We start from the raw sequence: 25,529 nt of genomic DNA, 5'->3' as shown, positions 1-25,529 counted from the left end.
AGGCGAGGATCCTTCGACATGTTCGACACATTCATTCGCCGTCCCGTGCTCGCGGTGGTGGTGAGCCTCCTGATCTTCTTCGTCGGGCTCTACTCGCTCTCGAGCCTGCAGGTGCGGCAGTATCCCGAGCTCGAGAACACCTCGATCTCGATCACGACGACCTTTCCGGGCGCCGACGCGGAGCTGATGCAGGGCTTCGTGACCCAGCCGATCGAGAAGTCGGTCGCGAGCGCGGAGGGGGTCGACTACATCACCTCGCGCAGCGCCCAGGGCATCAGCGTCGTGACCGTCGCCGTGCCGCTCAACTATGACGGCAATGCCGCGATGACGAACGTGACGGCGAAGGTGAACGCCGTCCGCGCGCAGCTGCCGAGCGACATCAACGATCCGGTCCTCGTCAAGTCGACGGGCCAGAGCTTCGCCGCGGCCTACATCGCCTTCTCCTCGCCGAACCTCAGCCAGGAGCAGATCACCGAGTATCTCACCCGCGTCGTGCAGCCGCGACTGTCGGTCGTTCCGGGCGTCGCGTCTTCCGACATTCTCGGCAGCCGCACCTTCGCGATGCGCGTCTGGCTCGATCCGCGCAAGCTCGCGCAGTACAAGCTCACGGCCGGCGAGGTCGTCTCGGCGATGCAGGCGAACAACTATTCGGCCGCCGCCGGCACGACGAAAGGCTACTTCGACGTCATCTCGAACCGAGCACTGACCGACGCGACGTCGGAAGACGAATTCCGCCGTCTCGTCGTGCGCAACGACGGCAGGGAGCTCGTGCGGCTCGGCGACGTGGCCGACATCGAGCTCGGCTCGCAGAGCGCCGACAGCTCGGTCGTCGTCGAGGGGAACGAAGCCGTCTTCATCGGCATCCAGGTCGCCTCGGACGCGAACTCGATCGACGTCGTGGCCGCCGTGAAGGAGGAGCTGCCGCGGATCCAACGGGACCTGCCCGAGGGTCTCAACTCGCAGATGGTCTACGACTCCACGACCTTCATCACGTCCTCGATCGAGGAGGTGATGATGACGGTCGCGGAGGCCGCGATCATCGTCATCGTCGTGATCTTCCTGTTCCTCGGCTCCTTCCGCTCGGTCGCGATCCCGATCGTGACGATCCCGCTGTCGCTGATAGGCGTCGGCACGGCACTGTTCGCGCTCGGGTTCTCGATCAACCTGATGACGCTCCTTGCCATGGTGCTGGCTATCGGCCTCGTCGTCGACGACGCGATCGTCGTGGTGGAGAACATCCACCGGCACATCGAGGAGGGGCTCACGCCCTTCCAGGCCGCGATCAAGGGCACGCGCGAGATCGCGGCACCCGTCATCTCGATGACCATCACGCTCGCCGCGGTCTACACGCCGATCGCGCTGATGGGCGGACTGACGGGAGCGCTCTTCTCGGAGTTCGCGCTGACGCTCGCCGGCGCCGTCATCGTGTCGGGCATCGTGGCGCTCACCCTGTCGCCGATGATGAGCTCGCGCATCCTGAAGCACTCGGAAGGGCGCGGCGGGTTCGCCGGCTGGCTCGACCGGCGCTTCGCCGCCGTCCAGCGGCGCTACGGCAAGATGCTCCGCGGCTCGCTCAACGACCGCTTCACGACGATCGTCTTCGCCCTTCTCGTCATCGCGAGCATCGGCTGGCTGTTCCCGCAGATCCAGCAGGAGCTCGCGCCCGAGGAGGACCAGGGCGCGCTCCTGACCATGTTCAACGGGCCGTCCAAGGCGAATATCGACTACATGAACCACTACGCAGCCGACGTGCGCGACGCGTTCTCGGTGGTCCCGGAGGCGAGCACGGTGTTCACGATCACCGGCCTCGACAACACGACGAGCCGTGGCATCGGCATCGGCGTGCTGACGCCTTGGGAGGAGCGCGAGAGCGGGGCCCGGCAGCTCTCAGGCGCCATCCAGGGCGAGCTGAACAAGATCCCCGGCGTCACGGGCTCTGTCTTCTCTCCGCCCGCGCTCCCGTCGACGGGCGGCGGCTACCCCGTCTCATTCGTGGTACAGACGACGGCCGACTACCGGCAGCTCGCGCAGGTGACGGAGGACCTGCTCGCGGCGGCCCGTCAGAGCGGACAGTTCCTGTTCGTCGATTCCGACCTGAAATACGACTCGCCGCAGACCGTGATCCACATCGACCGGGAAAAGACCGGCGCTCTCGGGGTGACGATGCGCGACGTGGCGACGACGCTCGCGACGATGGCGGGCGGCAACTACGTCAACCTCATCAACATCACCGGCCGCGCCTATCAGGTCATCCCTCAGGCCCCGCGGACGGAGCGGCTGACGCCGCAGGATCTCGGCGGCTACTATGTCCGCGCGGCATCGGGAGCCATGGTGCCTCTGTCGAGCGTCGTCACGCTCGAGCACGACGTCGTGCCGGCGAGCCTCAACCGGTTCAACCAGCTGAACTCGGCGACGATCTCGGGCGTGCCGATGATCGGGCTGACCACGGGTGACGCCATCGCCTTCCTGCAGGAGCAGGCGGAGACTCTGCCGGCCGGGTTCTCGGTCGACTATTCCGGGCAGTCGCGCCAGGAGATCCAGGAGGGTAGCAAGCTCTACATGACCTTCGGCTTCGCCCTCGTGATCATCTACCTCGTGCTCGCCGCGCAGTACGAGAGCCTGAGGGACCCGCTCGTCATCCTCGTCAGCGTGCCGCTGTCGATCGTGGGTGCGCTCATTCCGCTGGCGATGGGCATCTCGAGCCTGAACATCTACTCGCAGATCGGCCTCGTCACGCTGATCGGGCTCATCACGAAGCACGGGATCCTGATCTGCGAGGTGGCGCGCGAGCAGCAGGAGCTCCACGGCAAGTCCAGGATGGAGGCGGTGGAGATCGCCGCACAGCTGAGGCTTCGCCCCGTGCTGATGACCACGGCGGCGATGGTCGCGGGCCTCATTCCGATGCTTCTCGCGCAGGGCGCCGGCGCGGCGAGCCGCATGTCGATCTCGCTCGTGATCGTCGCCGGCATGTCGATCGGCACGCTGTTCACGTTGTTCGTGCTGCCGGTGATCTACACGTTCCTCGCCTCCGATCGCGCCGGCACGGCCGAGCGGAAGAAGCGGGAGGAGGAGGCGATCCGCGAGGTCGAGGCGCAGGAGGCGGCGACGCAGGCCGGCTGAGCATCGTCGGTGCGGGAGGCTTCGTCACCCGCGCACGTCTTCCCGATCGAGTCCAGGCTTCCTATCTCGTGACGACCACGTCCAAGCGATAGGAAGCCGCTCATGCTCGACACGAAGGCCATTCTCGGCCAGCTCCTCAACCAGAAGTCCGGCCAGGTGCCCGCGAAGTCCGGCGCGGCCGGCGACGTGATGGCGCAGGTGCAGAGCATGCTGGGCGGCGCCCGGATCCCGGGCGGCGCGGCCACCGCGGGCCTCGCGGCGATGCTCCTCGGCACCAAGGGTGGTCGAAAGCTCGGCAAGTCGGTGATCAAGTGGGGCGGCCTCGCCCTGCTCGGCGGGATGGCCTACAAGGCCTATGCGAACTGGCAGGCCGGAAACCAGCCGGGCAGCGCCGGATCCACGGTGCCGGAGCAGCCGCCCGCGCATTCGAAGTTCGCCGCCGTCGACCCTGCGGTGCAGGAGGCGCAGAGCAAGCTGATGATCCGCGCGATGATCGCGGCGGCGCGCTCCGACGGCCGTATCGACCCGCAGGAGACCGCGCGCCTGGAGGAGGTTCTCGGTCACGCGGACCTCGGCGAGGAGGGGCGCTCCTTCCTGATCGAGGCACTCGGTCAGGCCGACGACGTCGAGGCGCTCGCCCGGGAGGCGAGCACGCCGGAGCTAGCCGCCGAGACCTGGCTTGCGGCTCGGCTGGCGATCGATCCCGACACGCCGCAGGAGAAGGCGTTCCTCGCGAGACTGTCGAGCGCGCTGAAGCTCGAGCCTGATCTCGTCGCGCATCTCGAGGCGACGGCCGTCTCGGCGCGCGATCGATGAAACCTTCGTGAACGAAATGTCTTCCTCCGGATCGTCTGCAAGAGCGGTCCGGGGGAGGACATGGCCTCCAGCGTGGCGTCCACCGCTTCTCCAGCCCGACGTCGCTCCGACGGACGCCCCGCACCGAGGAAGAGTGCGCGTCCAGGCGGCACGCGCCGGCGCGAATGCCGCCGTCGTGGGGTGCTTCTGGCGGCGTTCCGCGAGCCCGTGATCACGTGCGCGATCGAAGCGCCCCCTCGACCTGGCTCTGCCCTGGTCGGCTGGCTTTTCGGCCTCTGACGGCACCGGCCATCCAGCCTAGGTAGAAGCCCCAAAAGGACAGGAAAAGGCTCCCGCGCTATCACCTGAGGCGATGTTCCAGGACCGCCAGGGAGATGGTTGCGCGATGTCGGACACCTCCGCCGAGGCAGGTAACGCCGCGCCGGCATGGCATGCGCTGCCGGCCGCCGATGTGCTGGGGCGGCTCGAGACGACGGACCGGGGGCTGACGGAGGAGGAGGCGGGCCGGCGGCTCGAGCGCTACGGCGAGAACCGCCTGCCCCGGGAGCGGCAGCGCAGCCCGGTCCTGCGCTTCCTCGCCCAGTTCAACAACGTCCTCATCTACATCCTCCTCGCCGCCTCGCTGATCACGATGCTGATCGGGCACTTCTCGGACGCGGCCGTGATCGCGGGGGTCGTCGTCATCAACGCGATCGTCGGGTTCGTCCAGGAGGGGAAGGCGGAGAGCGCGCTCGCGGCCATCGGGCGCCTTCTCCAAGCTCACGCGAACGTGCTGCGCGACGGAAGCCGCCGCGAGATCGAGGCGACACGCCTCGTGCCGGGCGACATCGTGTTCCTCGAGGCGGGTGACCGGGTGCCCGCCGATCTTCGGCTGCTCTCGGCGCGGGGGCTCGAGATCGAGGAGGCCGTGCTGACGGGCGAGTCGGTACCGACCTGCAAGGAGAGGGGCGACCTCGCCGTCGAGGCCCCGCTCGGCGACCGGGCGAACATGGCGTTCTTCGGCACCATGGCCACGCGGGGGCAGGGCCAGGGGGTGGTCGTCGCCACCGGCAGCGCCACGGAGATCGGCCGTATCGGACGCCTGCTGGAGACCGTCCAGACGCTCACGACGCCGCTTCTGCGGAAGATCGACCGCTTCGGAAAGCTGCTCACCCTCGTTATCCTCGCCGCCTCGGTCGGCATGTTCGCCTACGGAACCCTCGTGGCTTCGTTCAGCGCCGACGAGATGCTGCTCGTGACGGTGGGCATCGCCGTGGCCGCCGTGCCGGAAGGTCTGCCCGCGATCCTGACGATCGCGCTGGCGATCGGCGTCGAGCGCATGGCGAGGCGCAACGCCATCGTGCGCCGTCTTCCCGCCGTCGAGACACTCGGCTCGATCACCGTGATCTGCACCGACAAGACGGGCACGCTGACGCGCAACGAGATGATGGTGGAAAGGGTCGTCACCGCCGACGGCATGTTCGCCGTCAGCGGCTCCGGCTACGGACCGGAAGGGGAGGTGCGCGCCCTCTCGCCCGATGCTTCGGAGGACGGCGGACGCGACCTCCTGGCGCAGATCGCCGCCGCCGCGGCCCTCGCGTCGGACGCGCAGATCCACGAGGGCGATCCCCACTGGCACGTCGCGGGCGATCCGATGGAGGGGGCGCTCCTCGCCTTCGCGCACAAGGTTGCGGTCGATCCGGCTACCGTGCGCGAGGCGCGCAGCCGTGTCGACGTCATCCCGTTCGACTCCGGCCACGCCTACATGGCGACGCTGAACGACCTCGGCGGCGGGGCCCATACGATCCACATCAAGGGTGCGCCGGAGCGCGTGATCGCGCTCTGCGGCTACGAGCGGACGGCGGAGGGCGACCGGCCGATCGACGGCGCGTGCTGGCACGACCGGGTTTCGGAACTCGCCGATCTCGGTCACCGCGTCCTGGCGATCGCCTTGCGGCCGGAGGCCGATCCGCACGGGCTCGGCCACGAGCACCTGCCGGGAGCCGTGCTGCTGGGCCTCGTCGGGATCTCCGATCCGCCGCGGCAGGAGGCGATGGAAGCGGTGGCCAAGTGTCGCGAGGCCGGCATCGCGGTGAAGATGATCACAGGCGACCATGCGGCCACGGCGCGGGCGATTGGCGCGCGGTTCGGCCTCGTGGGCGATCGTGCGCTGACGGGGGCGGATCTCGACGCGATGGACGACGCCGGCCTTTCGGAGGCGGTGGCCGAGGTCGACGTGTTCGCCCGCACGACGCCCGAGCACAAGCTGCGCCTCGTCGAGGCGCTGCAGGCGCGCGGGGACGTCGTCGCCATGACGGGGGACGGCGTGAACGACGCCCCCGCGCTGAAGCGGGCCGATGTCGGGGTGGCCATGGGCCAGAAGGGCTCGGAGGCCGCCAAGCAGGTCGCCGAGATCGTGCTCGCCGACGACAACTTCGCCTCGATCGGTCATGCGGTCGAGGAGGGGAGGACGGTCTATGCGAACCTGCAGAAGTCGATCGCCTTCATTCTGCCGACGAACGCGGGCGAATCGATGGTGCTTCTCTTCGCACTGTTCGTGGGACTCGCGCTGCCCGTCACCGCCCTGCAGATCCTCTGGATCAACATGGTGACGACGGTCACCCTGGCGCTGGCTCTGGGTTTCGAGCCCGGCGAGCCGACGACGATGCAGCGCCCGCCGCGCCCACCTGCGGCGCCGCTCCTCTCGCCGTTCCTCGTCTGGCGCATCGCCTTCGTGGGCGCGATCATGACCGCCGTCTCGTTCTCCCTCTTCCTCTGGGGCGAGGCGCGCTACGGCCTCGAGGAGGGTCGATCCCTCGCGGTCAACGCCATCGTGGCGATGGAGGCGGGGTATCTCCTGAACAGCCGCTCCCTCACCGGATCGATCCTGAACCGGAAGGGACTCTTCGGCAGCCCCTATGCGATCGGTGCGATCGGTCTCGTCTCACTCCTGCAGATCGGGTTCACCGAGTGGTCGGTTTCGCAGGCGATCTTCGGGACGGCGTCCCTGCCGCCGCTCGCCTGGGCGATGGCGGTGGCGGCCGGGTTCGTGCTGCTCTTCCTGGTCGAGGGGGAGAAGGTGATCGCGCGCCGGGTCAGGCGCTCTCGCCGCCCGCGCGGCGGGGCGCCGGCAAGGAGCCTCGCGTCTCCACGTTCAGCGCCTTGACGATCGCGTAGACGCTCGTGCCGGGGGCCAATCCGAGCCGGTCGAGGGAGAGTTGGGTGATGCGCGCGACGAGGCTCGTGCCGCCGCAGTCGAGCGCGATCTCGGCAAACGGATCCTGATCGCGCCGGATCTCCCGCACGATGGCCGGCAGGACGTTGTTGGCGCTCAGGCCGCGGGGCTCCTCCGTCGCGACGATGACGTCGCGGGCACGGATGCGCGCGCGCAGGGCGTGGCCGGGCTCCGCCGCGAGCCGGGGCACGAGGAACCGGCCCCCCTCGAAGAGGAGACTGGTCATGCCGTGGCGCGCGTCGTGCGCCTCGACCCGGCAGTCGACGACCGCGCCCGCCTCGAACCGCCCCGTCAGCGGGAAGAGGTCGAGCCGCGACATGATCTCGGCCACCGGCCCGGAGACGACGGACCGGCCCCCGTTCATCACCACCAGCATGTCCGCGAGCCTCGTGATCTCCTCGATCGAGTGGCTGACATAGACCATCGGCACGCGCGCCTCCGCCTTCAGCCGCTCGAGATAAGGCAGGATCTCGTGGCGCCGTGCCGTGTCGAGCGCCGCCAGCGGCTCGTCGAGGAGCAGGAGGTCGGGATTGGACAGGAGGGCGCGCCCGAGCGACACCCGCCCCTTCTCGCCGCCCGACAGCCTGTGCGGCTTGCGCTCGAGCAGGTGAGCGATGCCCAGCATCTCGATCACGCCGTCGATCTCGTGCTGGGGCAGCCGGACGGGCGAGCGGCGCCAGCCGTAGAGGAGGTTCGAGTGCACGCTCAGGTGGGGAAAGAGCCTCGCATCCTGAAAGACGTAGCCGATGCGCCGCCGGCGGGCGGGAACATCGATGCCTGTCGCCCGGTCGAGCAGGACACGGTCGTCGAGCTCGATCGCGCCCTCGTCGGGTCGCAGGAGGCCGGCGATCGCATTGATGACCGTCGTCTTGCCGGAGCCCGAGGGGCCGAAGAGGCCGGTGATGCCGGAGGGCGGCGCCTCGAACGACGCCGTGACCTGAAATCCGGGGAACCGGTGGCCGATCCGGAGACGCAGCGTCATCGGCCGATCATGTGTTCGAGGCGCTTCGCGGCCAGCTCTGCCAGCAGGAGCCCCGCGAGCGCGAGACCGATCGAGATCGCCGCGAGCCGTGCGGCCTGTGCCTCGCCGCCGGGCGACTGGATTGCCGTGTAGATGGCAAGCGGCAGGGTGCGGGTCTCGCCGGGGACGTTCGACACGAAGGTGATGATGGCCCCGAACTCGCCGAGGCTCGCCGCGAAGGCGGTGATGGCGCCGGCGACGACGCCCGGCAGCGCGAGCGGGAGCACGATCGAGAAGAAACGGTCGACAGGCCCCGCGCCCAGCGTCTCGGCCGCCGCCGAGATGTCGCGGTCGATCGCCTCGATCGCGAGGCGGATGGCGCGCACCTGGAAGGGAAAGGTGACGATCGCCGCCGCGAGCGCCGCTCCCGTCCACGAGAACACGAAGCGCCAGCCGAAGGTCTCGTGGAGCCAGGCGCCCAGGGGCGCGCGGGTGCCGAAGGTGACGAGCAGGAGGTAGCCCACCACGACCGGCGGGAGGACGAGCGGCATCAGCACGATGCCGTCGAGGAGGGATCGGCCGGGGAAGCGGCCGCGCGCGAGGAGCGCGGCCACGAGGACGGCGAGGGGGAGGGCGCAGAGCACGGCGACCGTGGAGATCTTGAAGCTGAGGACCAAGGCCTCCCATTCGGCGTCCGTGAGCATGCCGTCAGTTCCGCCGGAAGCCGTGACGCTCGTAGATCGCAAGGGCCTCCTCTCCGGTCAGGAAGTCGAACAGCCGGGCCGCGCTTCCGCTGGGGGCATCGGCCACGACCGCGAACGGATAGGTGATCGGATCGTGGCTGTCGGTGGGAAAGTGGCCGACGACCTTCACGCCCCCGTCGACCTGCGCGTCGGTCGCATAGACGATCCCGAGGGACGCCTCTCCGCGCGAGACGAGGGTGAGCGCGGCGCGCACGTCGTCGGCGCGCGCGAGCCTCTGCTCGAGAGCACCCCAGAACCCGAGCGCCTCGAGCGACTGCTTCGCGTAGATCCCGGCGGGCACATGGTCGGGATCGCCGACGGCGAGCCTCCCGTTCGTGCCGAGGAGCGCCGCGAGATCGGTCTCGGCCGTTATGTCGACCTCGTCGACGCCTCCGTCCCGCGGCGCCACGAGCACGAGGCCGTTCGAGATCGGGCTCATTCGCGTGGTCGGATCGATCATCTCCCGTTCCTGCAGATAGTCCATCCACTGCTCGTTTGCGGAAATGATGATATCGGCGGGCGCGCCCGCCTCGACCTGCCGTGCGAGCGTCGAGGAGGAGGCGAAGGAGAAGCGCACCGCCTCTCCGGTTTCCTCCTGATAAGCCCGCCCCACGGCCTCCATCGCGTCCGTCAGGCTCGCCGCGGCGAACACGGTCGGCGGCTCCGCCCGTGCGGGCAGTGCGAGCGCGGCGAGGAGGAGCGCGAAAGGCAGCACGTGGCGGACGAGATGGCCCATCGGACCCTCCGTGGGAACGCTATATTCATCTGGATATAACGCGGATTGTCGACGTCGTCCAACGTCACGTCGTCTGACCTCCGGCGGGCAACCGCTCGCGCAGGGCAATCAGGTCGACCTCCACCACCTCGCGGGTCTTCGCCTCCATCTTGCGGTAGCGCAGCAGCACCTCCTCGCCCAGCGCTGTGAGGACGGCGCCGCCGCCGGCGCGCCCGCCGGTCGCGGTCTCGACCAGGGGCGTGTCGAACGAGGTGTTCATCGCCTCGATCAGCTGCCACGCGCGCTTGTAGCTCATCTTCATCCGGCGACCCGCCGCCGAGATGGAGCCGGTCTCTCGTATCGCTTCGAGGAGGTCGGCCTTGCCGGGGCCGATCGCCACGTTCGGGCGGAGCACGATGCGCAGGCGTGGGCCGAGGATCGGAGAGGAGGTAGCCATGCCCGCGACAGTCGCGCCCCCTGGGACCCTTTGCAAGCGCGGGAGGACGCGCGGGAGGACCCTCAGTCCGATTCCTCGTCCGACCGTGCCGCCGTCTTGGCTGTCTTGGGCCTCCTGGGGGGCTCTTCCGCGAGCGCCTTCTCGATCGCCGACAGAAGTTTGACGAGCCGCTTCCGGTCCTTGCCGTCGAGCTTCGCCAGCGTCTCCTGTTCGAGCGCTTTCCAGCGCTGCTTGAGCTCGGTCGCACGCTCGCGCCCGGCCTGCGTCAGGTGCACCGTCGCGCTGCGGGCGTCCCGCTCGGACGCCAGGCGGACGAGCAGGCCCTGGGCCGCCATGCGCGTCACCATCTTCGTGACCGTCGGCGGCCGGACCTTCAGTTCGCGCGCGAGCGTCGACATGGGCTGGCCGTCATCCTCGAGCAGCACCTGCAGAACGGTCTCCTGGCCGGGATAGAGACCCATCTCGCGCAGGATCGCCTGCGCGCGGGACCTGTGCAGCCGCGCGGCACGGGTCAGGTGCAGGCCGACCGACTCCTCATACCAGCGCTTCACGTGATCTCTTCCGTAGCCGACCAGGGTGGCGGGGCATCCGGACTGGGCCTGGGACCGACGCCACGCTCTCAGGCAGCCCGGATGTCGACGGTGGCACGCCGCAGCGCGTGCGAGACCGCGCGGCAGTGGTGTGCGTAGGAGGGGGACGTGCGGAATCCCTCGTCGCGAGGATAAGGCTCGTCTATCTCCAGTTCCTCCACGACGTGGCCCGGCCGCGCGGAGAGAATGGCCACCCGCTGCGAGAGAAACACGGACTCGAAGACGGAGTGCGTGACGAAGACCCCGGTCCACCCCGCTTTCCGCCACAGTTCGAGCAGTTCGTCGTTCAGCCGGAAGCGTGTGATCTCGTCGAGCGCCGCGAACGGCTCGTCCATGAGGAGGATCTTCGGCCTGCCGACGAGGGCGCGGGCGATCGAGACGCGCATCTTCATGCCTCCCGAGAGCTCTCTCGGATAGGCCCCCGCGAAGTCCTGAAGCCCCACCCGCTCGAGCGCCTCCATGACCGGATCCCGGGCCTGCCGCCGGCCGACACCCTTCAGCCTGAGCGGCATCCAGACATTTCCGAAGGCGGTCGCCCACGGCATCAACGTCGGCTCCTGGAAGACGAAGCCGATCTCGCTTGCGCCCGCCTCCCGCGTGACCGTGCCGGAGCTCGGCTCGGCGAGCCCCGCGATGAGCCGCAGCGCGGTCGACTTGCCGCAGCCGGAAGGGCCGAGCAGGCTCAGGAATTCCCCCTCGGCCACGCGCAGGTTCAGCCCGTCGAGCGCCAGCGTGCCGGTGTCGAAGCGCTTCGACACCCCGGTGAGCGTGATCGCGGGGCGGCCGGTCGGAGGGGCAGGGGGATGCTCGATCACGGAGGCCTCTGTTCTCATGGGCGAGAGGCTATCATCGGCTTGCGATCCACGCCACGACGCGAGCCCCTCGTCCCGATGATGCCGTTGCCACGGTCGGGGGCGACGAATAGCGTGGGCCGCCGCTGACGAGGAGGATCCCGACGTGCGCATCCCGCCGAGCCGACACTGGGACGAACTGATGACGGAAGACCTCGCCGGCGCCGAGACGGCGGACTGGATCGCCGTTCTCCCGATCGCGGCGACGGAGCAGCATGGGCCGCACCTCCCTCTGGGCACCGATACGATGATCGGCGAGGGGCTTCTCGGCCGCGCGCTCGAGGCGATGCCGGGGGACCTGCCGGTTGTCGTCCTGCCGACGCTGCCCTACGGCAAGAGCGACGAGCACCGGGCGTTCCCCGGCACGATCAGCCTGTCCGCCGAGATCCTGTCGGCCATGATCGTGGAGATCGGCGCCGGCGTTCTTCGGGCGGGCATCCGAAAGCTCGTGATCCTGTCCTCCCACGGGGGCAACAGCGAAGCCATGTCGATCGCGGGGCGCACCCTGAGGCTCGACTTCGAGATGCTCGTCGTGGCGACGAACTGGATGCGTCTCGGCCAGCCGGCCGGGCTTTTCGCCCAGCACGAGCTCAGGCACGGCATCCATGCGGGAGATGTCGAGACCTCCCTCATGCTGCGCCTCGAGCCGGACCTCGTCCGTCGCGACCGCGTCGCGGATTTCCCGTCCGCGTCGGAAGCGATCGAGCGCCGCTACGGGATCTTCGCGGGGATAGGCGGCACCGGCATGTCCTGGGCGATGGAGGATCTCAATGCGGCCGGCGCCGTCGGATCCGCGGCGTCGGCCACCGCCGCGAAGGGAGAGGCATCCGCGGCTTACTCCGCCGGGCGTCTCGTCACGCTCCTGCGCGAAATCCATGACTTTCGCCCGGAGTTCTTCACGAACGGCCGCGACGGCTGATCTCCCGGAGCCCGCCCATCGACGGCTGCTCGAAGGGGAGAGAAAAGGGGCGAGCGAAACGTCGCCGGAGACGTGTTGCTGCCCTAGATCCGTCACCTGGCGGGCGTCGTGCCGCCACGTGACCGACAGATTCGGGGTTGTCTCGCAGCCGATTTGCGGCTGAGACTAGAGTTCTGAACGGGACGTGGTGCGGCTCCTGCGAACCACATCGCCCGCAATTTCAGGGTCGGTCACGCGCGTCGCGGGGTCGAACCTCCAGCTGCAGTGGACACCAGAGGGAGTAGTCATGAAACGCTTGGCAATGCTGACCGCAGCGGCGGCAATGACGATCGGCACCGGCGGCGCCTCGGCGCAGCAGCAGTTCATTTCCATCGGCACGGGCGGCGTCACGGGCGTCTACTACCCGGCCGGCGGCGCCATCTGCCGTCTCGTCAACCAGGGCCGGCGCGATCACGGCATCCGCTGCTCGGCCGAGTCGACGGGTGGATCGATCGAGAACGTCAACTTCATCGGTGCCGGCGATCTCGACTTCGGCATCGCCCAGTCCGACGTGCAGTACAACGCGGTGAACGGCGCCGCGCAGTTCGATGGGCAGCCGGTGGAGAGCCTCCGCGCCGTCTTCTCGCTCCATCCGGAGCCTTTCACGGTCGTCGCCCGGGCGGATGCCGGCATCGAGACCTTCGACGACCTGAACGGCAAGCGCGTCAACATCGGCAATCCGGGCTCGGGCCAGCGCACGCTGATGGACCTCCTGATGGAGCGCAAGGGGTGGACGCAGGCGGACTTCCAGGTCGCCTCCGAGCTGAAGCCGGCCGAGCAGGGGGCCGCGCTCTGCGACAACAATATCGACGCCTTCGTCTACTCGGTCGGCCATCCCTCCGCGGGCATCACGGAGCCGACCACGACCTGTGACGCCGTCGTCGTGCCGGTGACGGGCCCCGAGGTCGACGAACTTCTCGAGGAGAACGACTACTACTTCCACGCGACGATCCCCGGCGGCATGTATCGCGGCACCGACGAGGACGTCGAGACGTTCGGCGTCGGCGCGACGCTCGTCGCCTCGGCCGACGTGCCCGAGGAGGTCGTCTACACGGTCGTGAAGGCGGTCTTCGAGAATCTCGAGGCCTTCAAGGGCCTGCACCCGGCCTTCGGCGTGCTCAAGCAGGAGCAGATGGTGTCCGAGGGCTTGTCCGCGCCGCTCCATCCGGGCGCCCAGAAGTACTACGAGGAGCAGGGCTGGATGTGATCCCGCTCACCGGAGGGGGCGCCTGAGCCCCCTCCACCCGGGGCCGGCGGATCCGGCCTGTTTCGAGGGCTGGCGATGAGCAACACCGAGCGGGAAGGCAGGGCCGGAGGCGACGCGGACGAGTTCGCCACGTCGGATGTCGGAGCCCGGGCGCCGTCGTCGAGAACCGTGGCACTGGTGGTTGCCGGCACCGCGCTTCTCTGGTCCCTCTTCCAGCTCTGGGTCGCCTCGCCGCTGCCCTTCATGGTCTCGCGCTACGTGCGCGTCCTGAACGACACGGAGGTGAGGTCGATCCACCTCGCCTTTGCCCTCTTCCTTGCGTTCCTCGCCTTCCCGGCGTTCCGGTCGAGCCCGCGGCGGCATATCCCTCTCGTCGACTGGGTGCTCGCGATCACGGCGGCGTTCTGCGCGGGCTACATCTTCCTCTTCTATTCCGAGCTGTCGCGCCGGCCGGGCCTGCCGACGACCCTCGACCTCGTCGTGGCCGGCGCCGGCCTCGTTCTCCTGCTCGAGGGCGCGCGCCGCTCGCTCGGGCCCGCCATGCCGATCGTCGGCGTCGTCTTCCTCTCCTACGTGTTCTTCGGCAGCGCCGCGTGGGTGCCCGACGTCCTGCAGTGGGGCGGCGCCTCGTTCCGCCGGGCGATGTCTCACATGTGGCTCACGACGGAGGGCGTGTTCGGTGTCGCGCTCGGCGTTTCCGCGAGCTTCGTCTTCCTGTTCGTCCTGTTCGGCGCGCTGCTCGAGCGGGCGGGCGCCGGCAACTACTTCATCCAGGTCGCCTTCTCGCTGCTCGGGCACTTCCGCGGCGGGCCGGCCAAGGCGGCCGTCCTCTCCTCCGGCCTGACCGGGCTCATCTCAGGGTCCTCGATCGCGAATGTCGTGACCACGGGAACCTTCACGATCCCGCTGATGAAGCGCGTCGGCTATCCCGGCGAGAAGGCCGGCGCGGTCGAGGTCGCAGCCTCGGTCAACGGCCAGATCATGCCGCCGGTCATGGGCGCGGCCGCGTTCCTGATGGTCGAGTATGTCGGCATCCCCTACGTCGAGGTGCTGCGCCACGCCCTCCTGCCGGCCCTCATCACCTATATCGCGCTCATCTACATCGTGCATCTCGAGGCGCTGAAGGCAGGAATGACCGGCATCGAGCGGCCGCCGAGCGAGCACTCGAAGCGGATGCGATTCCTGCGCGGCGCAATCGTCTTCCTGTCGATCCTGATCGTCGCCGCCGTCACCTACTACCTCGTGCTCGGCATCCAGTCGGTCTTCGGCCCGCAGTCGCGCGAGGTCCTGATCGCGCTGATCCTCGTCGCCTATCTCGTGTTGTTGTGGGACGCCTCGAAGCGGCCCGACCTCGAGATGGACGATCCCGAATCCGTCGTGACGCTGCGCGCGCCCGGCATGGTGGCGCGCACCGGGCTCTATTTCCTCCTGCCGATCATCGTGCTCGTGTGGTGCCTGATCATCGAGCACTACTCGCCGGCGACCTCGGCCTTCTACGCGACGGTGCTCATGATCTTCATCGTCGTGACGCAGCGCCCCATCCTCGCGCTGTTCCGGCGCCAGCGGGCCGTGACGGCGGAGATGTGGCGGGGCTTCGACGACCTTGTGCAGGGCCTGATCACCGGCGCCCGCAACATGATCGGCATCGGCGTGGCGACGGCGGCGGCCGGCATCGTGGTCGGCACCGTCACCCTCACCGGCGTCGGCCAGGTCATGGCGCAGTTCGTCGAGTTCCTGTCGGGCGGCCACGTCCTGATCATGCTGATCCTCGTCGCGATCATCAGCCTGATCCTCGGCATGGGGCTGCCGACGACGGCGAACTACATCGTCGTCTCTTCGCTCATGGCTCCCGTCGTGGTCGAGGTGGGTGCCCAGTCCGGGCTGATCGTCCCCCTGATCGCGGTCCACCTCTTCGTCTTCTATTTCGGCATCATGGCGGACGTGACGCCGCCGGTCGGCCTCGCCTCCTTCGCGGCGGCGGCGATATCGCGCGCCGACCCGATACGCACCGGCGTGCAGGCCTTCATCTACGAGTCGCGGACCGCGATCCTGCCGTTCATGTTCATCTTCAACACGAAGCTCCTGCTCATCGGCATCGAGGGGCCGCTCGACCTGTTCCTGACCTGCGCGACCGCTCTCACCGCCTCGCTGCTGATCGCGGCGGCGGCGCAGCGCTGGTTCATCACGAAGTGCCGGGTCTGGGAGTCCCTCGCGCTCCTGCTGATCGCCTTCACCTTCTTCCGCCCGGGCTTCTGGATCGACCAGATCTGGCCGCCGCTGGTGAATCTCGAGCCGGCCCGGGTGATCGAGGATGCGGGCGAGGAGCCGGCGGACGCGCGGCTGCGCGTGATCATCACCGGCCCCGACTTCATGACCGGCCGGCAGCGCGAGCTCACCGTGATGGTGCCACTCGGCGAGGAGGGCGAGGGCGAGGAGCGCCTGGCCCGGCCCGGTCTCGCGCCGGTGGTGGAGGGCGACCAGGTGATCCTGGAGGAGCCGATGCCCGGCACCACCATGTTCCAGCGCCTCCAGGACTTCGACTTCTACGCCGACGAGCCCGTGCGCATCGCCGCGCTGCAGGTCGAGAACGATCAGCCGCCGCGGGAACTTCCCTGGATCCCCGCACTGCTCCTGTTGGCTCTCATCGTCGTCCTGCAGCGGCGGCGGCTGGCGCAGGAGAAGAGGGCGGGCGGGCCGACGACGGAGGCCGCCACGGCCTGATGGCGACCGGGGCCGCTAGCCACCGGTAGCGGCGGCGGCCTTCGCCTTCTTGAACGGCGCCATGCCCTCGCGTGCCAGTTCGTCCGCCCGCTCGTTGCCGGCGTCGCCCGCGTGGCCGCGCACCCAGTGCCACTCGATGTCGTGTGTCTTGATCGCCTGATCGAGCTCCTGCCAGAGGTCGGAGTTCTTCACGGGCTTCTTGTCCGCGGTGCGCCAGCTGTTCTTCTTCCAGTTGTGGATCCAGCCGGTGATGCCGCCCCGCAGATACTGCGAATCGACGTGCATCGCGACCGCCGAAGGACGCTTCAGGGCCTGCAGCGCGCGGATCGCCGCCATCAGCTCCATGCGGTTGTTCGTGGTGTGGGCCTCGCCGCCCTTCAGTTCCTTCTCGTGCTCGCCCGAGCGCAGCACGGCCCCCCAGCCTCCGGGGCCGGGGTTCCCCGAACAGGCGCCGTCGGTCCAGATCTCGATGCGCGTCTTGCCGCTCATAGGCCGAGCCCGTACTCGCGCGCGTTGGTGACGCTGCGGTGGAAGCGGATTCGCTTGGCGTATTCCATCGGGTCCTTCGGACGCACGAAGGCGCCTGGCGGATGGTTGACGAGGTCGTAGAGCCGCGTCACGAAGAAGCGCATCGCCGCGCCGCGCGCGAGGATCGGCAAAGCGGCGATCTCCGCCTCGCCGAGCGGGCGGCGACGGGCATAAGCGTTCATCAGCGCACGGCCCTTCGTCAGGTTGAACGACATGTCCGGCTCGAAGCACCAGGCGTTGAGGCAGATCGCCAGGTCGTAGGCCAGCATGTCGCGGCAGGCGAAGTAGAAGTCGATCAGGCCCGAGATCGTGTTCCCGAGAAAGAACACGTTGTCGGGAAAGAGGTCTGCGTGGATGATCCCGCCCGGCAGGTCCTGGGGCCAATGCGTCTCGAGGAAGGAAATCTCCGTCTCCATCTCCGCCGAGAGGCCCGGCGCGACGGAATCGGCGCGGTCGGCCACGGCGGCGAAGATCGGACGCCAGCCGTCGACCGAGAGCGCGTTTGCCCGCCGCCCATCGTAGTCCGCGGCCGCTTCGTGGAGCGAGGCCAGCGCCCCTCCCAGTGCCTGGCAGTGCTCGACCGTCGGGCGTCGCACCCACACTCCTTCGAGAAAGGTCATCAAAGCCGCGGGGCGCCGGCACAGCGTCTTCAGCACGTTCCCGCCGCGGTCGCGAAGCGGCTGCGGACAGGTGACGCCCCGCGCGGCGAGATGCTCGAGGAGGCCGATGAAGAAGGGCAGGTCGGCAGGATCGACGCGCCGCTCGTAGAGCGTCAGCACGAACACCCCTTCCGTCGTCTTCAGGAGGAAGTTCGAGTTCTCGACCCCCTCTGCGATCCCCTTGAAAGAGACGGCGGTGCCGATGTCGTAGTCGGCGACGAAGCGGTTCAGCTCCTCGTCGGGAACCTCCGTGTAGACCGCCATCGTCCTATGCGGCCGCTTCGCGCAGGGCGCGCGGAAGGTTGAAGACGACGTCTTCGTCCGCGGTAGACACCATCTCGAGGTCGATCTCGTAGTGCTCCGCGAAGGCCGCGATCACCTCCTCGACGAGCTGCTCGGGAGCGGAGGCGCCGGCGGTGATGCCGAGCGTCGTCAGGCCCGCGAAGAGGTCGGCAGGTATCTCCGTCGCCCGCTGCACGAGCTCGGCCCGGGGGCAGCCGCTGCGTTCCGCCACCTCGACCAGGCGCTTCGAATTCGAGGAGTTCGGCGCCCCGACGACGATCATGGCGCCGGCGCGGGGCGCGACCGCCTTGACGGCCTCCTGCCGGTTCGTCGTCGCGTAACAGATGTCTTCCTTGTGCGGCCCGTGAATGCCGGGAAAACGCCGCTGCAGGACCTCGATGATCGCCCGCGTGTCGTCGACGGAGAGCGTCGTCTGGGTGATGTAGGCGAGGTCGCGGTCCTCCGGCGCGAGGCGCTCGGCATCCTCGACGGTTTCCACGAGCGTCACCGCGCCGTCTGGAAGCTGGCCCATCGTGCCTGCGACCTCGGGGTGGCCGGCGTGGCCGATCAGGATGACGTGCCGGCCCTTCCGGTGGTGGATCTCGGCCTCGCGGTGGACCTTCGTGACGAGCGGGCAGGTGGCGTCGAGCTGGAACAGGTTGCGGGCCTTCGCGGCCGCGGGCACGGCCTTCGCGACGCCGTGCGCGGAGAAGATCACCGGCGCGTCGGTGTCCGGAATCTCGTCGAGCTCTTCCACGAAGATCGCGCCCTTGGCCTTCAGGCTGTCGACCACGAAGCGGTTGTGCACGATCTCGTGGCGCACGTACACAGGCTGGCCGAAGCGCTTCAGGGCGAGCTCGACGATCTGGATGGCGCGATCGACGCCGGCGCAGAAGCCGCGCGGGCTGCAGAGCAGGATCTTGAGCGGGGGCTTGGCCAAGGAGACACCGTTGGAATATGCGCGGACAGAAGGTTCGTGCGAGGATCGCCGAACGTCGCGGCAATACTGTGGTCCGCGCCGGCGCTGTCAAGCCGAGGCGCGTGCATGGCAGGAAAGGCTTTGCTATAAGGCCGGGCCTGTCCGTTGAGATCTGGTGAAAGGCTGGAGCCCCAAGAACGATGTTGCGTCCCCGCGTCGACCGCCCTTCCGCCCTCGCTCCGGCGCTCGTGATCCTGAGTGCCCTCGCGCTCGCCGGTTGCGACACGCAGGCCGGTCGCGACTTCAACCAGTCGACGCGTGGCCTCGGCGCCTTCGTCTTCGGCACGCCCGGCGAGGACGATCCCGTCCCGATCGACCCGAACGCGCCGGCGCTTCGGCCGGCCATCGCCTGCCCCCCGATGGCGGTGCGCGACGGCACGGAGACCCATCGCGTCTACGCCCGTGGGCATGACGGCGATCCGGCCTACCTGATCTACCAGGGCTCGATCAGCCGGACCGCGCGCGAGTGCACCTTCGAGGGCACCGGCGCGGTGGCGATCAAGTACGGCGTCGCCGGACGAGTCATCCTCGGCCCCGCCGGGCAGCCCGGCACCTTCCAGATGCCCGTGCGCACCGCCTTCGTGCGGCCGGGCGGACAGGCCGTCTGGAGCAAGGGATCGACCGTTTCGGTGACGGTGCCGCAGGGCGAGAACTCAGCGGACTATTCGTATGTGGAGCAGGCCGGCGCCTACCAGATCCCGGCCGAGGACATCATCAACCACTACGTGATCTACACCGGGTTCGACGACCGCTCCGGCCGCTAGGGGGTCTCGCGACGAATCCCCGGCGCCGGCCTCACCCTCCCGTTCGACTGTGGTTGACAAGGCCGGGCCGGCACTCGAAACTCGACCGGCGTTCAGTCGAATCCTGCGGGAGAGACCGGCCCTCGCGGCCGGCGCCGAAGGAGCAACCGGCCCCGGAAACTCTCAGGCACCAGGGACCGCAGGGGGATGAGACTCTGGAAAGCAGCCGGCGGCATCGCGTCGCCGGCTCACCGACGGGGGTAAGCTCGCGGGATCTGCCGCGGCGAAATCTCTCAGGTCCTGCGACAGAGGGGGCATCGTGTGGTTCGCCTTTCGACAGGCGGCCCGATGTGTCCGACATCGCGGGGTTCCCATGGCCGGTCAGCCGCCCGAAACGTCCAGCACTCCCGAAGACCTCAAGCGAACGCCTCTTCACGGTCGCCACGCCGCCGCCGGCGCGAAGCTCGTGCCCTTCGCCGGCTACGAGATGCCGGTGCAGTATCGCGGCATCGTCGCCGAGCACCAGTGGACCCGCGAGAAGGCGGGTCTCTTCGACGTCTCGCATATGGGCCAGGCACTGCTCCTGGGGCCCGATCATGAGGCGGCGGCGAAAGCACTCGAGACCCTGGTCCCCGGCGATATCGCCAGCCTGAAGCCCGGCCGCATGCGCTACACGCTTCTCCTCAACGAGGAGGGCGGCGTCATCGACGACCTGATGGTGATGCGGCCCGCCGACCGGGACCGCGACGGCACGCTCCTGCTCGTGGTGAATGCCGCGCGGAAGGACGTGGACTTCGCCCATCTCTCCAGCAGGCTGCCGGCCGGCGTTCGCCTCACGCCCGCGCCGTCGCTCGCGCTGCTCGCCGTGCAGGGGCCGGCCTCCGCCGGCGTCTTGAGGGCGCTCCACCCCGACATCGCCTCGCTCGCCTTCATGGAGGCACGAGAGCTCGCTCTCGACGGGGTGGGGCAGGCGATCGTCACGCGCTCCGGCTATACCGGCGAGGACGGATTCGAGATCTCCGTGCCGGACGACAAGGTCGGCGAGCTCTGGGACCTGCTCGCCGCCGACGAGCGGGTGATGCCGGTGGGCCTCGGCGCCCGCGACTCGCTGCGGCTCGAGGCGGGCCTCTGCCTCTACGGCCACGAACTCGACGAAACGACGAGCCCGATCGAGGCCGACCTCGACTGGACGATCCCGAAGCGCCGGCGCGAGGCCGGCGACTTCCCAGGAGCGCCGCGCATCCTGCGCGAGATCGCCGAAGGCCCCTCGCGCCGCCGTGTCGGCCTGAAGCCCGAAGGTCGCTCGATCGCCCGCGAAGGCGCCGAGATCCGGCGCGGCGAGGAGGTCGTCGGCATCGTCACGAGCGGCGGCTTCGGCCCGTCCGCGGGCGGGGCGGTCGCCATGGGCTATGTGAGCCGCGACGCGCTCGGAGCGGACACGCTCGATCTCGTCGTCCGCGGCAAGGCCGCTCCGGCGCGCATCGTGCCGCTGCCCTTCGTCCCCCACCGTTACGCGCGTTGATCGTAGAGCCGGAAGGCCGAGGAGAGAGACAGACATGACGACCCGCTATTCCAAGGACCACGAATGGGTGCGCGTCGAGGGCGAGGTGGCGACCGTCGGCATCACCACCTATGCGCAGGAGCAGCTCGGCGACGTCGTCTTCGTCGAGCTGCCGGAGGTCGGCAAGACCGTCGCCAAGGGCGACGAGGTGGCCGTCGTCGAATCGGTGAAGGCCGCGAGCGAGGTCTATGCGCCCGTCTCCGGCGAGATCGTCGAGACGAACGGCGCGCTCGAGGGAGAGCCCGCGAAGGTGAACGCCGACGCGGCGGGCGAGGGATGGTTCTTCAAGCTCAGGTTGTCGGACGCGAGCGAGCTCGAGGCGCTGATGGACGAGGCCGCCTACAAGGCGCACGTCGAGGCGGAGGCCTGACGCGAGATGTCCGCGCACGATGCGATCGTCGTCTGGCGCCGCGAGGGAGATTTCCTCGCCGGCCGCTACTCCCGCGCGCATGAGTGGCATTTCGACGGGGGGCTCACCGTGCCGGGCTCGGCCTCGCCCTCCGTCGTCCGTCCGCCGCTGTCGCGCGAGGACGCGGTCGATCCCGAGGAGGCCTTCGTCGCCGCCCTCGCGTCCTGCCACATGCTCTGGTTCCTCGATCTCGCGCGGCACGCGGGCTTCGCCGTCGAGGCCTACCGGGACGAGGCGAGCGGCACGATGGGCCGTCTCGCCTCCGGCCGCTACTGGCTCGAGCGGGTGACGCTCAGGCCGCGGGTCGTCTTTGCCGGCGAGGCTCCGGATGCGGAGACCTTCAACAAGCTCCACGAGGACGCGCACGAGCGCTGCTTCATCGCCAACTCGGTGAAGACCGAGCTAGCTCTCGAGCCCCTCGTCGTCAGTCACATCACCGAAAGCGCGGAGGCCTGATCTTGCGCTACCTGCCCCTTAGCGCGGACGACCGCGCCGCCATGCTCCACCGGATCGGTGTCGGCTCGATCGACGATTTGTTCGCCGACGTCCCGCGCGCGGCGTGGCTCGACGGCCCGGTCGACCTGCCGGCCGCGAAGAGCGAGATCGAGGTCGAGCGCCGGTTTCGGCGCTTCGCCCGCCGCAACCTCGCCGCGGGCGACGCGGCCTTCTTCTGCGGCGCCGGCGCCTATCGCCACCACGTGCCGGCGACCGTCGACCACCTGATCCAGCGCTCGGAGTTCCTGACCTCCTATACGCCGTATCAGCCCGAGATCAGCCAGGGCACGCTGCAGGTGCTCTTCGAGTTCCAGACGCAGGTCTGCGAGCTCACCGGCATGGAGGTCGCGAACGCCTCGATGTATGACGGCTCGACGGCGACGGCCGAGGCCGTGTTGATGGCGCACCGCCTCACGAAGCGCAGCAGGGCCGTCGTCGCCGGCAACCTCCACCCGCACTACGCCGCGGTCGTCGAGACGACGTCGCGCCTCTCCTCTCACGACACCGTGTTCCTGACGCCGACACCGGAGGGTGGCGAGGATCTCCTCTCGGCGATCGACGGCACGTGCTCCTGCGTCGTCGTGCAGACGCCCGACGTGTTCGGCCATCCCGTCGACCTGAAGCCGATCGCGGAGAGGGCGCACGAGGCCGGCGCGCTCCTCGTCGCCGTCGTCACGGAGGCCGTCTCGCTCGGGCTGATGGTGCCGCCAGGCGCGCAAGGGGCCGACATCGTCGTCGCGGAGGGCCAGTCGCTCGGCAACGGCCTCAATTTCGGCGGCCCGTATGTCGGCCTCTTCGCGACGCGCCAGAAGTTCCTGCGCCAGATGCCGGGCCGTGTCTGCGGCGAGACGGTCGACGTGGAGGGCAAGCGCGGCTACGTGCTGACGCTGTCGACCCGCGAGCAGCACATCCGCCGCGAGAAGGCGACCTCGAACATCTGCACGAATTCGGGCCTCTGCGCGCTCGCCTTCACGGTCCACCTGACACTGCTCGGCGGCGTCGGTCTCGAACGCCTGGCGCGGCTCAACCATGCCAGGGCGACCAGGCTCGCCGACGCGCTGGCCGAGGTGCCGGGCGTGGAGGTGCTCAACAAGGCGTTCTTCAACGAGTTCACCGTCCGCCTCCCGAAGCCCGCCGCCGAGATCGCCGAGGCGCTGGCGGGGAAGGGCGTGCTCGGCGGCGTGCCGATGAGCCGCCTGCGTCCCGGCGAGGGGCTCGACGACCTCCTCGTCGTCGCGGCCACGGAAACGAACACCGACGAGGACATCGACGTCTTCGCCTCGTGCCTGAAGGAGGTGCTCGCATGACCATGAACCGCCAGGGTCGCCAGACCGCGGGCGAGGCCGGCACCGAGCCGGCCGACCGCCTCGACACCTTCACCGGCAACCGCGGCCTGCGGATCGAGGAGCCGCTGATCTTCGAATATGGCAGGGAGCGCGAGACTGGCGTCGACCTGCCGGCGGGCTCGGAGGAGGAGAGCCTCAGGCTCGGCGGGCTCGAGCGGCGAAAGCCCCTCGACCTGCCGGGCCTGTCGGAGCCGGAGACGATGCGGCACTATGTGCGGCTGTCGCGCTCGAACTACGCGATCGATTCCGGGATCTACCCGCTCGGCTCCTGCACCATGAAGCACAACCCCCGCCTCAACGAGGCGGTGGCGCGGCTGCCGGGCCTCTCCGACATCCATCCGCTGCAGCCGGTCTCGACGGTGCAGGGGGCGCTGGAGCTCATCGACACGCTCGCCCATTGGCTCAAGGTCGCGACTGGCCTTCCGGCGGTCGCCATGTCGCCGAAGGCCGGCGCGCATGGCGAGCTCTGCGGCATGATGGCGATCAAGGCCGCGCATCAGGCGAAGGGCGATGCACGCTCGATCGTACTCGTGCCGGAATCCGCCCACGGCACGAATCCCGCAACCGCGGCGCTCCTCGGCTACAAGGTGGAGACGGTGCCCGCACGGGAGGACGGCACCGTCGACCCCGAAGCTGTCCGGTCGAAGATGAGCCCCCAGGTCGCGGCGCTGATGCTGACGAACCCGAACACCTGCGGCCTCTTCGAGCCCGACGTGATCGAGATCGCGAAGGCCGTGCACGAAGCCGGCGCCTATTTCTACTGCGACGGCGCGAACTTCAACGCCATCCAGGGGCGTGTCCGCCCGGGCGACCTCGGCGTCGACGCGATGCACATCAACCTGCACAAGACCTTCTCGACGCCCCATGGCGGCGGCGGGCCCGGCGCCGGACCGGTCGTCCTGTCCGAAGCGCTCGCGCCCTTCGCGCCGCTGCCCTGGGTCGTCTCGAACGGCGAGCAGGGTTTCGACCTTGTCGAGCATGCCGCGGAGGGCGACGAGACGCGGCCCTTCGGGCGGATGACGGCCTTCCACGGCCAGATGGGCATGTTCGTCCGGGCGCTCGCCTGGATGATGAGCCACGGCTCGGACGGCATGCGGCAGGCGGCCGAGGATGCGGTGCTGTCCGCGAACTACGTCCGCGCGTGCCTCTCGGACCTGATGAGCGTGCCGTTCCCAGACCATCCCTCGATGCACGAGGTGCTGTTCGACGATGGGTTCCTCTACGAGAGCGACATCTCGACGCTCGACATCGCGAAGGCGCTGATCGACGAGGGCTTCCACCCGATGACGATCTATTTCCCGCTCGTCGTCCACGGCGCGATGCTGATCGAGCCGACGGAGTCGGAGTCGAAGGCGAGCCTCGACCTGTTCGTCGCGACGCTGCGGGATCTCGTGATCGCGGCCAAGCGGGGCGACCGGGCACGCTTCGCCGACGCGCCGCGCTACGCCCCCCGCCGCCGCCTCGACGAGACGACTGCGGCCCGCAAGCCGATCCTGTGCTGGCTCCCACGCCGCCCCCAGGCGGACGCCGCCGAGTAGGCCCCGCGCGAGCGGCGGAAGCCCCACCTCGGGCGAGCTTCTGCCGGCCGCGAGCGAGTTCGGACGGGCTGTGGCCGCCCGCAAAAGAAAAGCCCCGGACGTGCCGGGGCTTTCGAGTACGCTGTGGGCCGAGGCGGAAGCGGCCTATTGAAGCCGGGCCTTCACCTGCGTGATCGACTGGTCGATCAGACCATCGGCGGTCTGTCCCGACACCTTGTCCTGCAGGATGCGGCTCGCGGCCGCGACGGCGGCGTCCGCCGCTGCGGCGCGGACGTCGGCGATCGCCTGCTCCTCGGCCTGGGCGATCTTCATCTCGGCCATGCGCTCGCGGCGCGCGACCATCTCTTCCATCTGCTGGCGGGCTTCCGTCTTCATCCGGTCGGCTTCCGCCTTGGCGTTGGAGACGATCTCCGCCGCCTCCTTCTCCGCGTCGCGGCGCTTGCGCTGGTATTCCGCGAGCAGGCTCTGCGCCTCCTCGCGGAGGCGGCGCGCCTCGTCGAGCTCGTTGCGGATCCGGTCCGCGCGCTTGTCCAGCGCACCGGTGATCTGCGCCGGTGCCTTCAGATAGACGATGAGCGCCACGAAGAGGATGAAGGAGACGAGTACCCAGAATTCGGGTGTCGCGAGCATGATCGG

Annotated in this window: 22 protein-coding genes and 2 riboswitches; of the genes, 12 read left to right on the top strand and 10 right to left on the bottom strand. The window is 69.1% G+C overall.

All coding sequences use genetic code 11. From position 1 onward, the window contains the following. The first annotated feature begins 18 nt into the window (after positions 1-18). The 3 genes from N177_RS05420 to N177_RS05410 all read left to right on the top strand — a co-directional run bounded on the left by N177_RS05420 (position 19) and on the right by N177_RS05410 (position 7,081). Positions 19-3,120, top strand: coding sequence for an efflux RND transporter permease subunit (locus N177_RS05420; protein WP_023431249.1), 3,102 nt, complete (start codon positions 19-21; stop codon positions 3,118-3,120). Between the two features lie 102 nt (positions 3,121-3,222). Then, positions 3,223-3,936 carry a tellurite resistance TerB family protein gene (locus N177_RS05415; RefSeq protein ID WP_023431248.1) on the top strand — a complete coding sequence of 238 codons (714 nt, stop codon included), beginning with the start codon at positions 3,223-3,225 and terminating at the stop codon, positions 3,934-3,936. A 385-nt stretch (positions 3,937-4,321) separates the two neighbouring features. After that, positions 4,322-7,081, top strand: a complete 2,760-nt coding sequence (locus N177_RS05410; protein WP_023431247.1) for an HAD-IC family P-type ATPase — start codon at positions 4,322-4,324, stop codon at positions 7,079-7,081. Here the strand turns inward: N177_RS05410 and modC are convergent. From modC to N177_RS05380, 6 genes are all read right to left on the bottom strand, one after another. Beyond that, positions 7,011-8,132 carry a molybdenum ABC transporter ATP-binding protein gene (modC, locus tag N177_RS05405; RefSeq protein ID WP_040485192.1) on the bottom strand — a complete coding sequence of 374 codons (1,122 nt, stop codon included), beginning with the start codon at positions 8,130-8,132 and terminating at the stop codon, positions 7,011-7,013. The genes N177_RS05410 and modC overlap by 71 nt on opposite strands. Further along, complete coding sequence (modB, locus tag N177_RS05400; protein ID WP_023431246.1) at positions 8,129-8,815, bottom strand: molybdate ABC transporter permease subunit; 687 nt, start codon at positions 8,813-8,815, stop codon at positions 8,129-8,131. The genes modC and modB overlap by 4 nt, the downstream gene beginning before the upstream one ends. A 4-nt stretch (positions 8,816-8,819) precedes the next feature. Then, positions 8,820-9,590 (bottom strand): molybdate ABC transporter substrate-binding protein, encoded by a 771-nt coding sequence (modA, locus tag N177_RS05395; protein ID WP_023431245.1) that lies wholly within the window; start codon positions 9,588-9,590, stop codon positions 8,820-8,822. 64 nt (positions 9,591-9,654) lie between these two features. Then, entirely contained in the window at positions 9,655-10,026 is a 372-nt protein-coding gene (locus N177_RS05390; protein WP_023431244.1) for a winged helix-turn-helix domain-containing protein, read from the bottom strand. A 62-nt stretch (positions 10,027-10,088) separates the two neighbouring features. Continuing rightward, entirely contained in the window at positions 10,089-10,577 is a 489-nt protein-coding gene (locus N177_RS05385; protein WP_023431243.1) for a MarR family winged helix-turn-helix transcriptional regulator, read from the bottom strand. Between the two features lie 68 nt (positions 10,578-10,645). Next, a complete protein-coding gene (locus N177_RS05380; RefSeq protein WP_040485191.1) occupies positions 10,646-11,449 on the bottom strand; it encodes an ABC transporter ATP-binding protein in 804 nt (267 codons plus the stop codon). A 124-nt stretch (positions 11,450-11,573) separates the two neighbouring features. Between N177_RS05380 and N177_RS05375 the strand changes: the two genes are divergently transcribed. The 3 genes from N177_RS05375 to N177_RS05365 all read left to right on the top strand — a co-directional run bounded on the left by N177_RS05375 (position 11,574) and on the right by N177_RS05365 (position 16,353). After that, positions 11,574-12,386 carry a creatininase family protein gene (locus N177_RS05375; RefSeq protein WP_023431241.1) on the top strand — a complete coding sequence of 271 codons (813 nt, stop codon included), beginning with the start codon at positions 11,574-11,576 and terminating at the stop codon, positions 12,384-12,386. A gap of 286 nt (positions 12,387-12,672) precedes the next feature. After that, positions 12,673-13,632 (top strand): TAXI family TRAP transporter solute-binding subunit, encoded by a 960-nt coding sequence (locus N177_RS05370; RefSeq protein WP_040485190.1) that lies wholly within the window; start codon positions 12,673-12,675, stop codon positions 13,630-13,632. 75 nt (positions 13,633-13,707) lie between these two features. Next, positions 13,708-16,353: a TRAP transporter permease gene (locus N177_RS05365; RefSeq protein WP_023431239.1), complete on the top strand. Its 2,646-nt coding sequence runs from the start codon at positions 13,708-13,710 to the stop codon at positions 16,351-16,353. A gap of 15 nt (positions 16,354-16,368) precedes the next feature. On the opposite strand, the gene rnhA is transcribed toward N177_RS05365, so the two are convergent. Genes rnhA through ispH form a run of 3 tightly spaced genes read right to left on the bottom strand, consistent with a single transcriptional unit; the run spans position 16,369 to position 18,762 of the window. Then, positions 16,369-16,842: a ribonuclease HI gene (rnhA, locus tag N177_RS05360; protein ID WP_023431238.1), complete on the bottom strand. Its 474-nt coding sequence runs from the start codon at positions 16,840-16,842 to the stop codon at positions 16,369-16,371. Beyond that, positions 16,839-17,804: a homoserine kinase gene (locus N177_RS05355; protein ID WP_023431237.1), complete on the bottom strand. Its 966-nt coding sequence runs from the start codon at positions 17,802-17,804 to the stop codon at positions 16,839-16,841. Before N177_RS05355 ends, rnhA begins: the two co-directional genes overlap by 4 nt. A 4-nt stretch (positions 17,805-17,808) precedes the next feature. Continuing rightward, the gene (ispH, locus tag N177_RS05350) at positions 17,809-18,762 is read right to left on the bottom strand and encodes a 4-hydroxy-3-methylbut-2-enyl diphosphate reductase (protein ID WP_023431236.1); all 954 of its coding nucleotides are present in this window, start codon (positions 18,760-18,762) and stop codon (positions 17,809-17,811) included. 179 nt (positions 18,763-18,941) lie between these two features. Between ispH and N177_RS05345 the strand changes: the two genes are divergently transcribed. The 6 genes from N177_RS05345 (at position 18,942) to gcvPB (ending at position 24,893) form a co-directional block, all read left to right on the top strand. Beyond that, a complete protein-coding gene (locus N177_RS05345) occupies positions 18,942-19,565 on the top strand; it encodes a hypothetical protein (protein ID WP_023431235.1) in 624 nt (207 codons plus the stop codon). A gap of 96 nt (positions 19,566-19,661) precedes the next feature. Then, positions 19,662-19,754, top strand: a riboswitch (glycine riboswitch). Positions 19,755-19,757: 3 nt separating this feature from the next. Further along, positions 19,758-19,855, top strand: a riboswitch (glycine riboswitch). Positions 19,856-19,917: 62 nt separating this feature from the next. Then, positions 19,918-21,066, top strand: a complete 1,149-nt coding sequence (gene gcvT, locus N177_RS05340; protein ID WP_023431234.1) for a glycine cleavage system aminomethyltransferase GcvT — start codon at positions 19,918-19,920, stop codon at positions 21,064-21,066. Between the two features lie 34 nt (positions 21,067-21,100). Next, entirely contained in the window at positions 21,101-21,475 is a 375-nt protein-coding gene (gene gcvH, locus N177_RS05335; RefSeq protein WP_023431233.1) for a glycine cleavage system protein GcvH, read from the top strand. Between the two features lie 6 nt (positions 21,476-21,481). Continuing rightward, positions 21,482-21,970 carry an OsmC family protein gene (locus N177_RS05330; RefSeq protein WP_023431232.1) on the top strand — a complete coding sequence of 163 codons (489 nt, stop codon included), beginning with the start codon at positions 21,482-21,484 and terminating at the stop codon, positions 21,968-21,970. Positions 21,971-21,972: 2 nt separating this feature from the next. Then, positions 21,973-23,316, top strand: coding sequence for an aminomethyl-transferring glycine dehydrogenase subunit GcvPA (gene gcvPA, locus N177_RS05325; protein ID WP_023431231.1), 1,344 nt, complete (start codon positions 21,973-21,975; stop codon positions 23,314-23,316). Continuing rightward, positions 23,313-24,893, top strand: a complete 1,581-nt coding sequence (gene gcvPB / locus N177_RS05320; protein WP_023431230.1) for an aminomethyl-transferring glycine dehydrogenase subunit GcvPB — start codon at positions 23,313-23,315, stop codon at positions 24,891-24,893. Before gcvPA ends, gcvPB begins: the two co-directional genes overlap by 4 nt. Positions 24,894-25,037: 144 nt before the next feature. On the opposite strand, the gene atpF is transcribed toward gcvPB, so the two are convergent. Continuing rightward, positions 25,038-25,523 carry a F0F1 ATP synthase subunit B gene (gene atpF, locus N177_RS05315; protein WP_023431228.1) on the bottom strand — a complete coding sequence of 162 codons (486 nt, stop codon included), beginning with the start codon at positions 25,521-25,523 and terminating at the stop codon, positions 25,038-25,040. Positions 25,524-25,529 lie beyond the last annotated feature (6 nt).

It is taken from the genome of Lutibaculum baratangense AMV1 (genome assembly GCF_000496075.1).
Lineage (GTDB): Bacteria > Pseudomonadota > Alphaproteobacteria > Rhizobiales > Tepidamorphaceae > Lutibaculum > Lutibaculum baratangense.
Note: the sequence above shows the minus strand (reverse complement) of the source record. Positions and strands in the feature narration are given on the sequence as shown.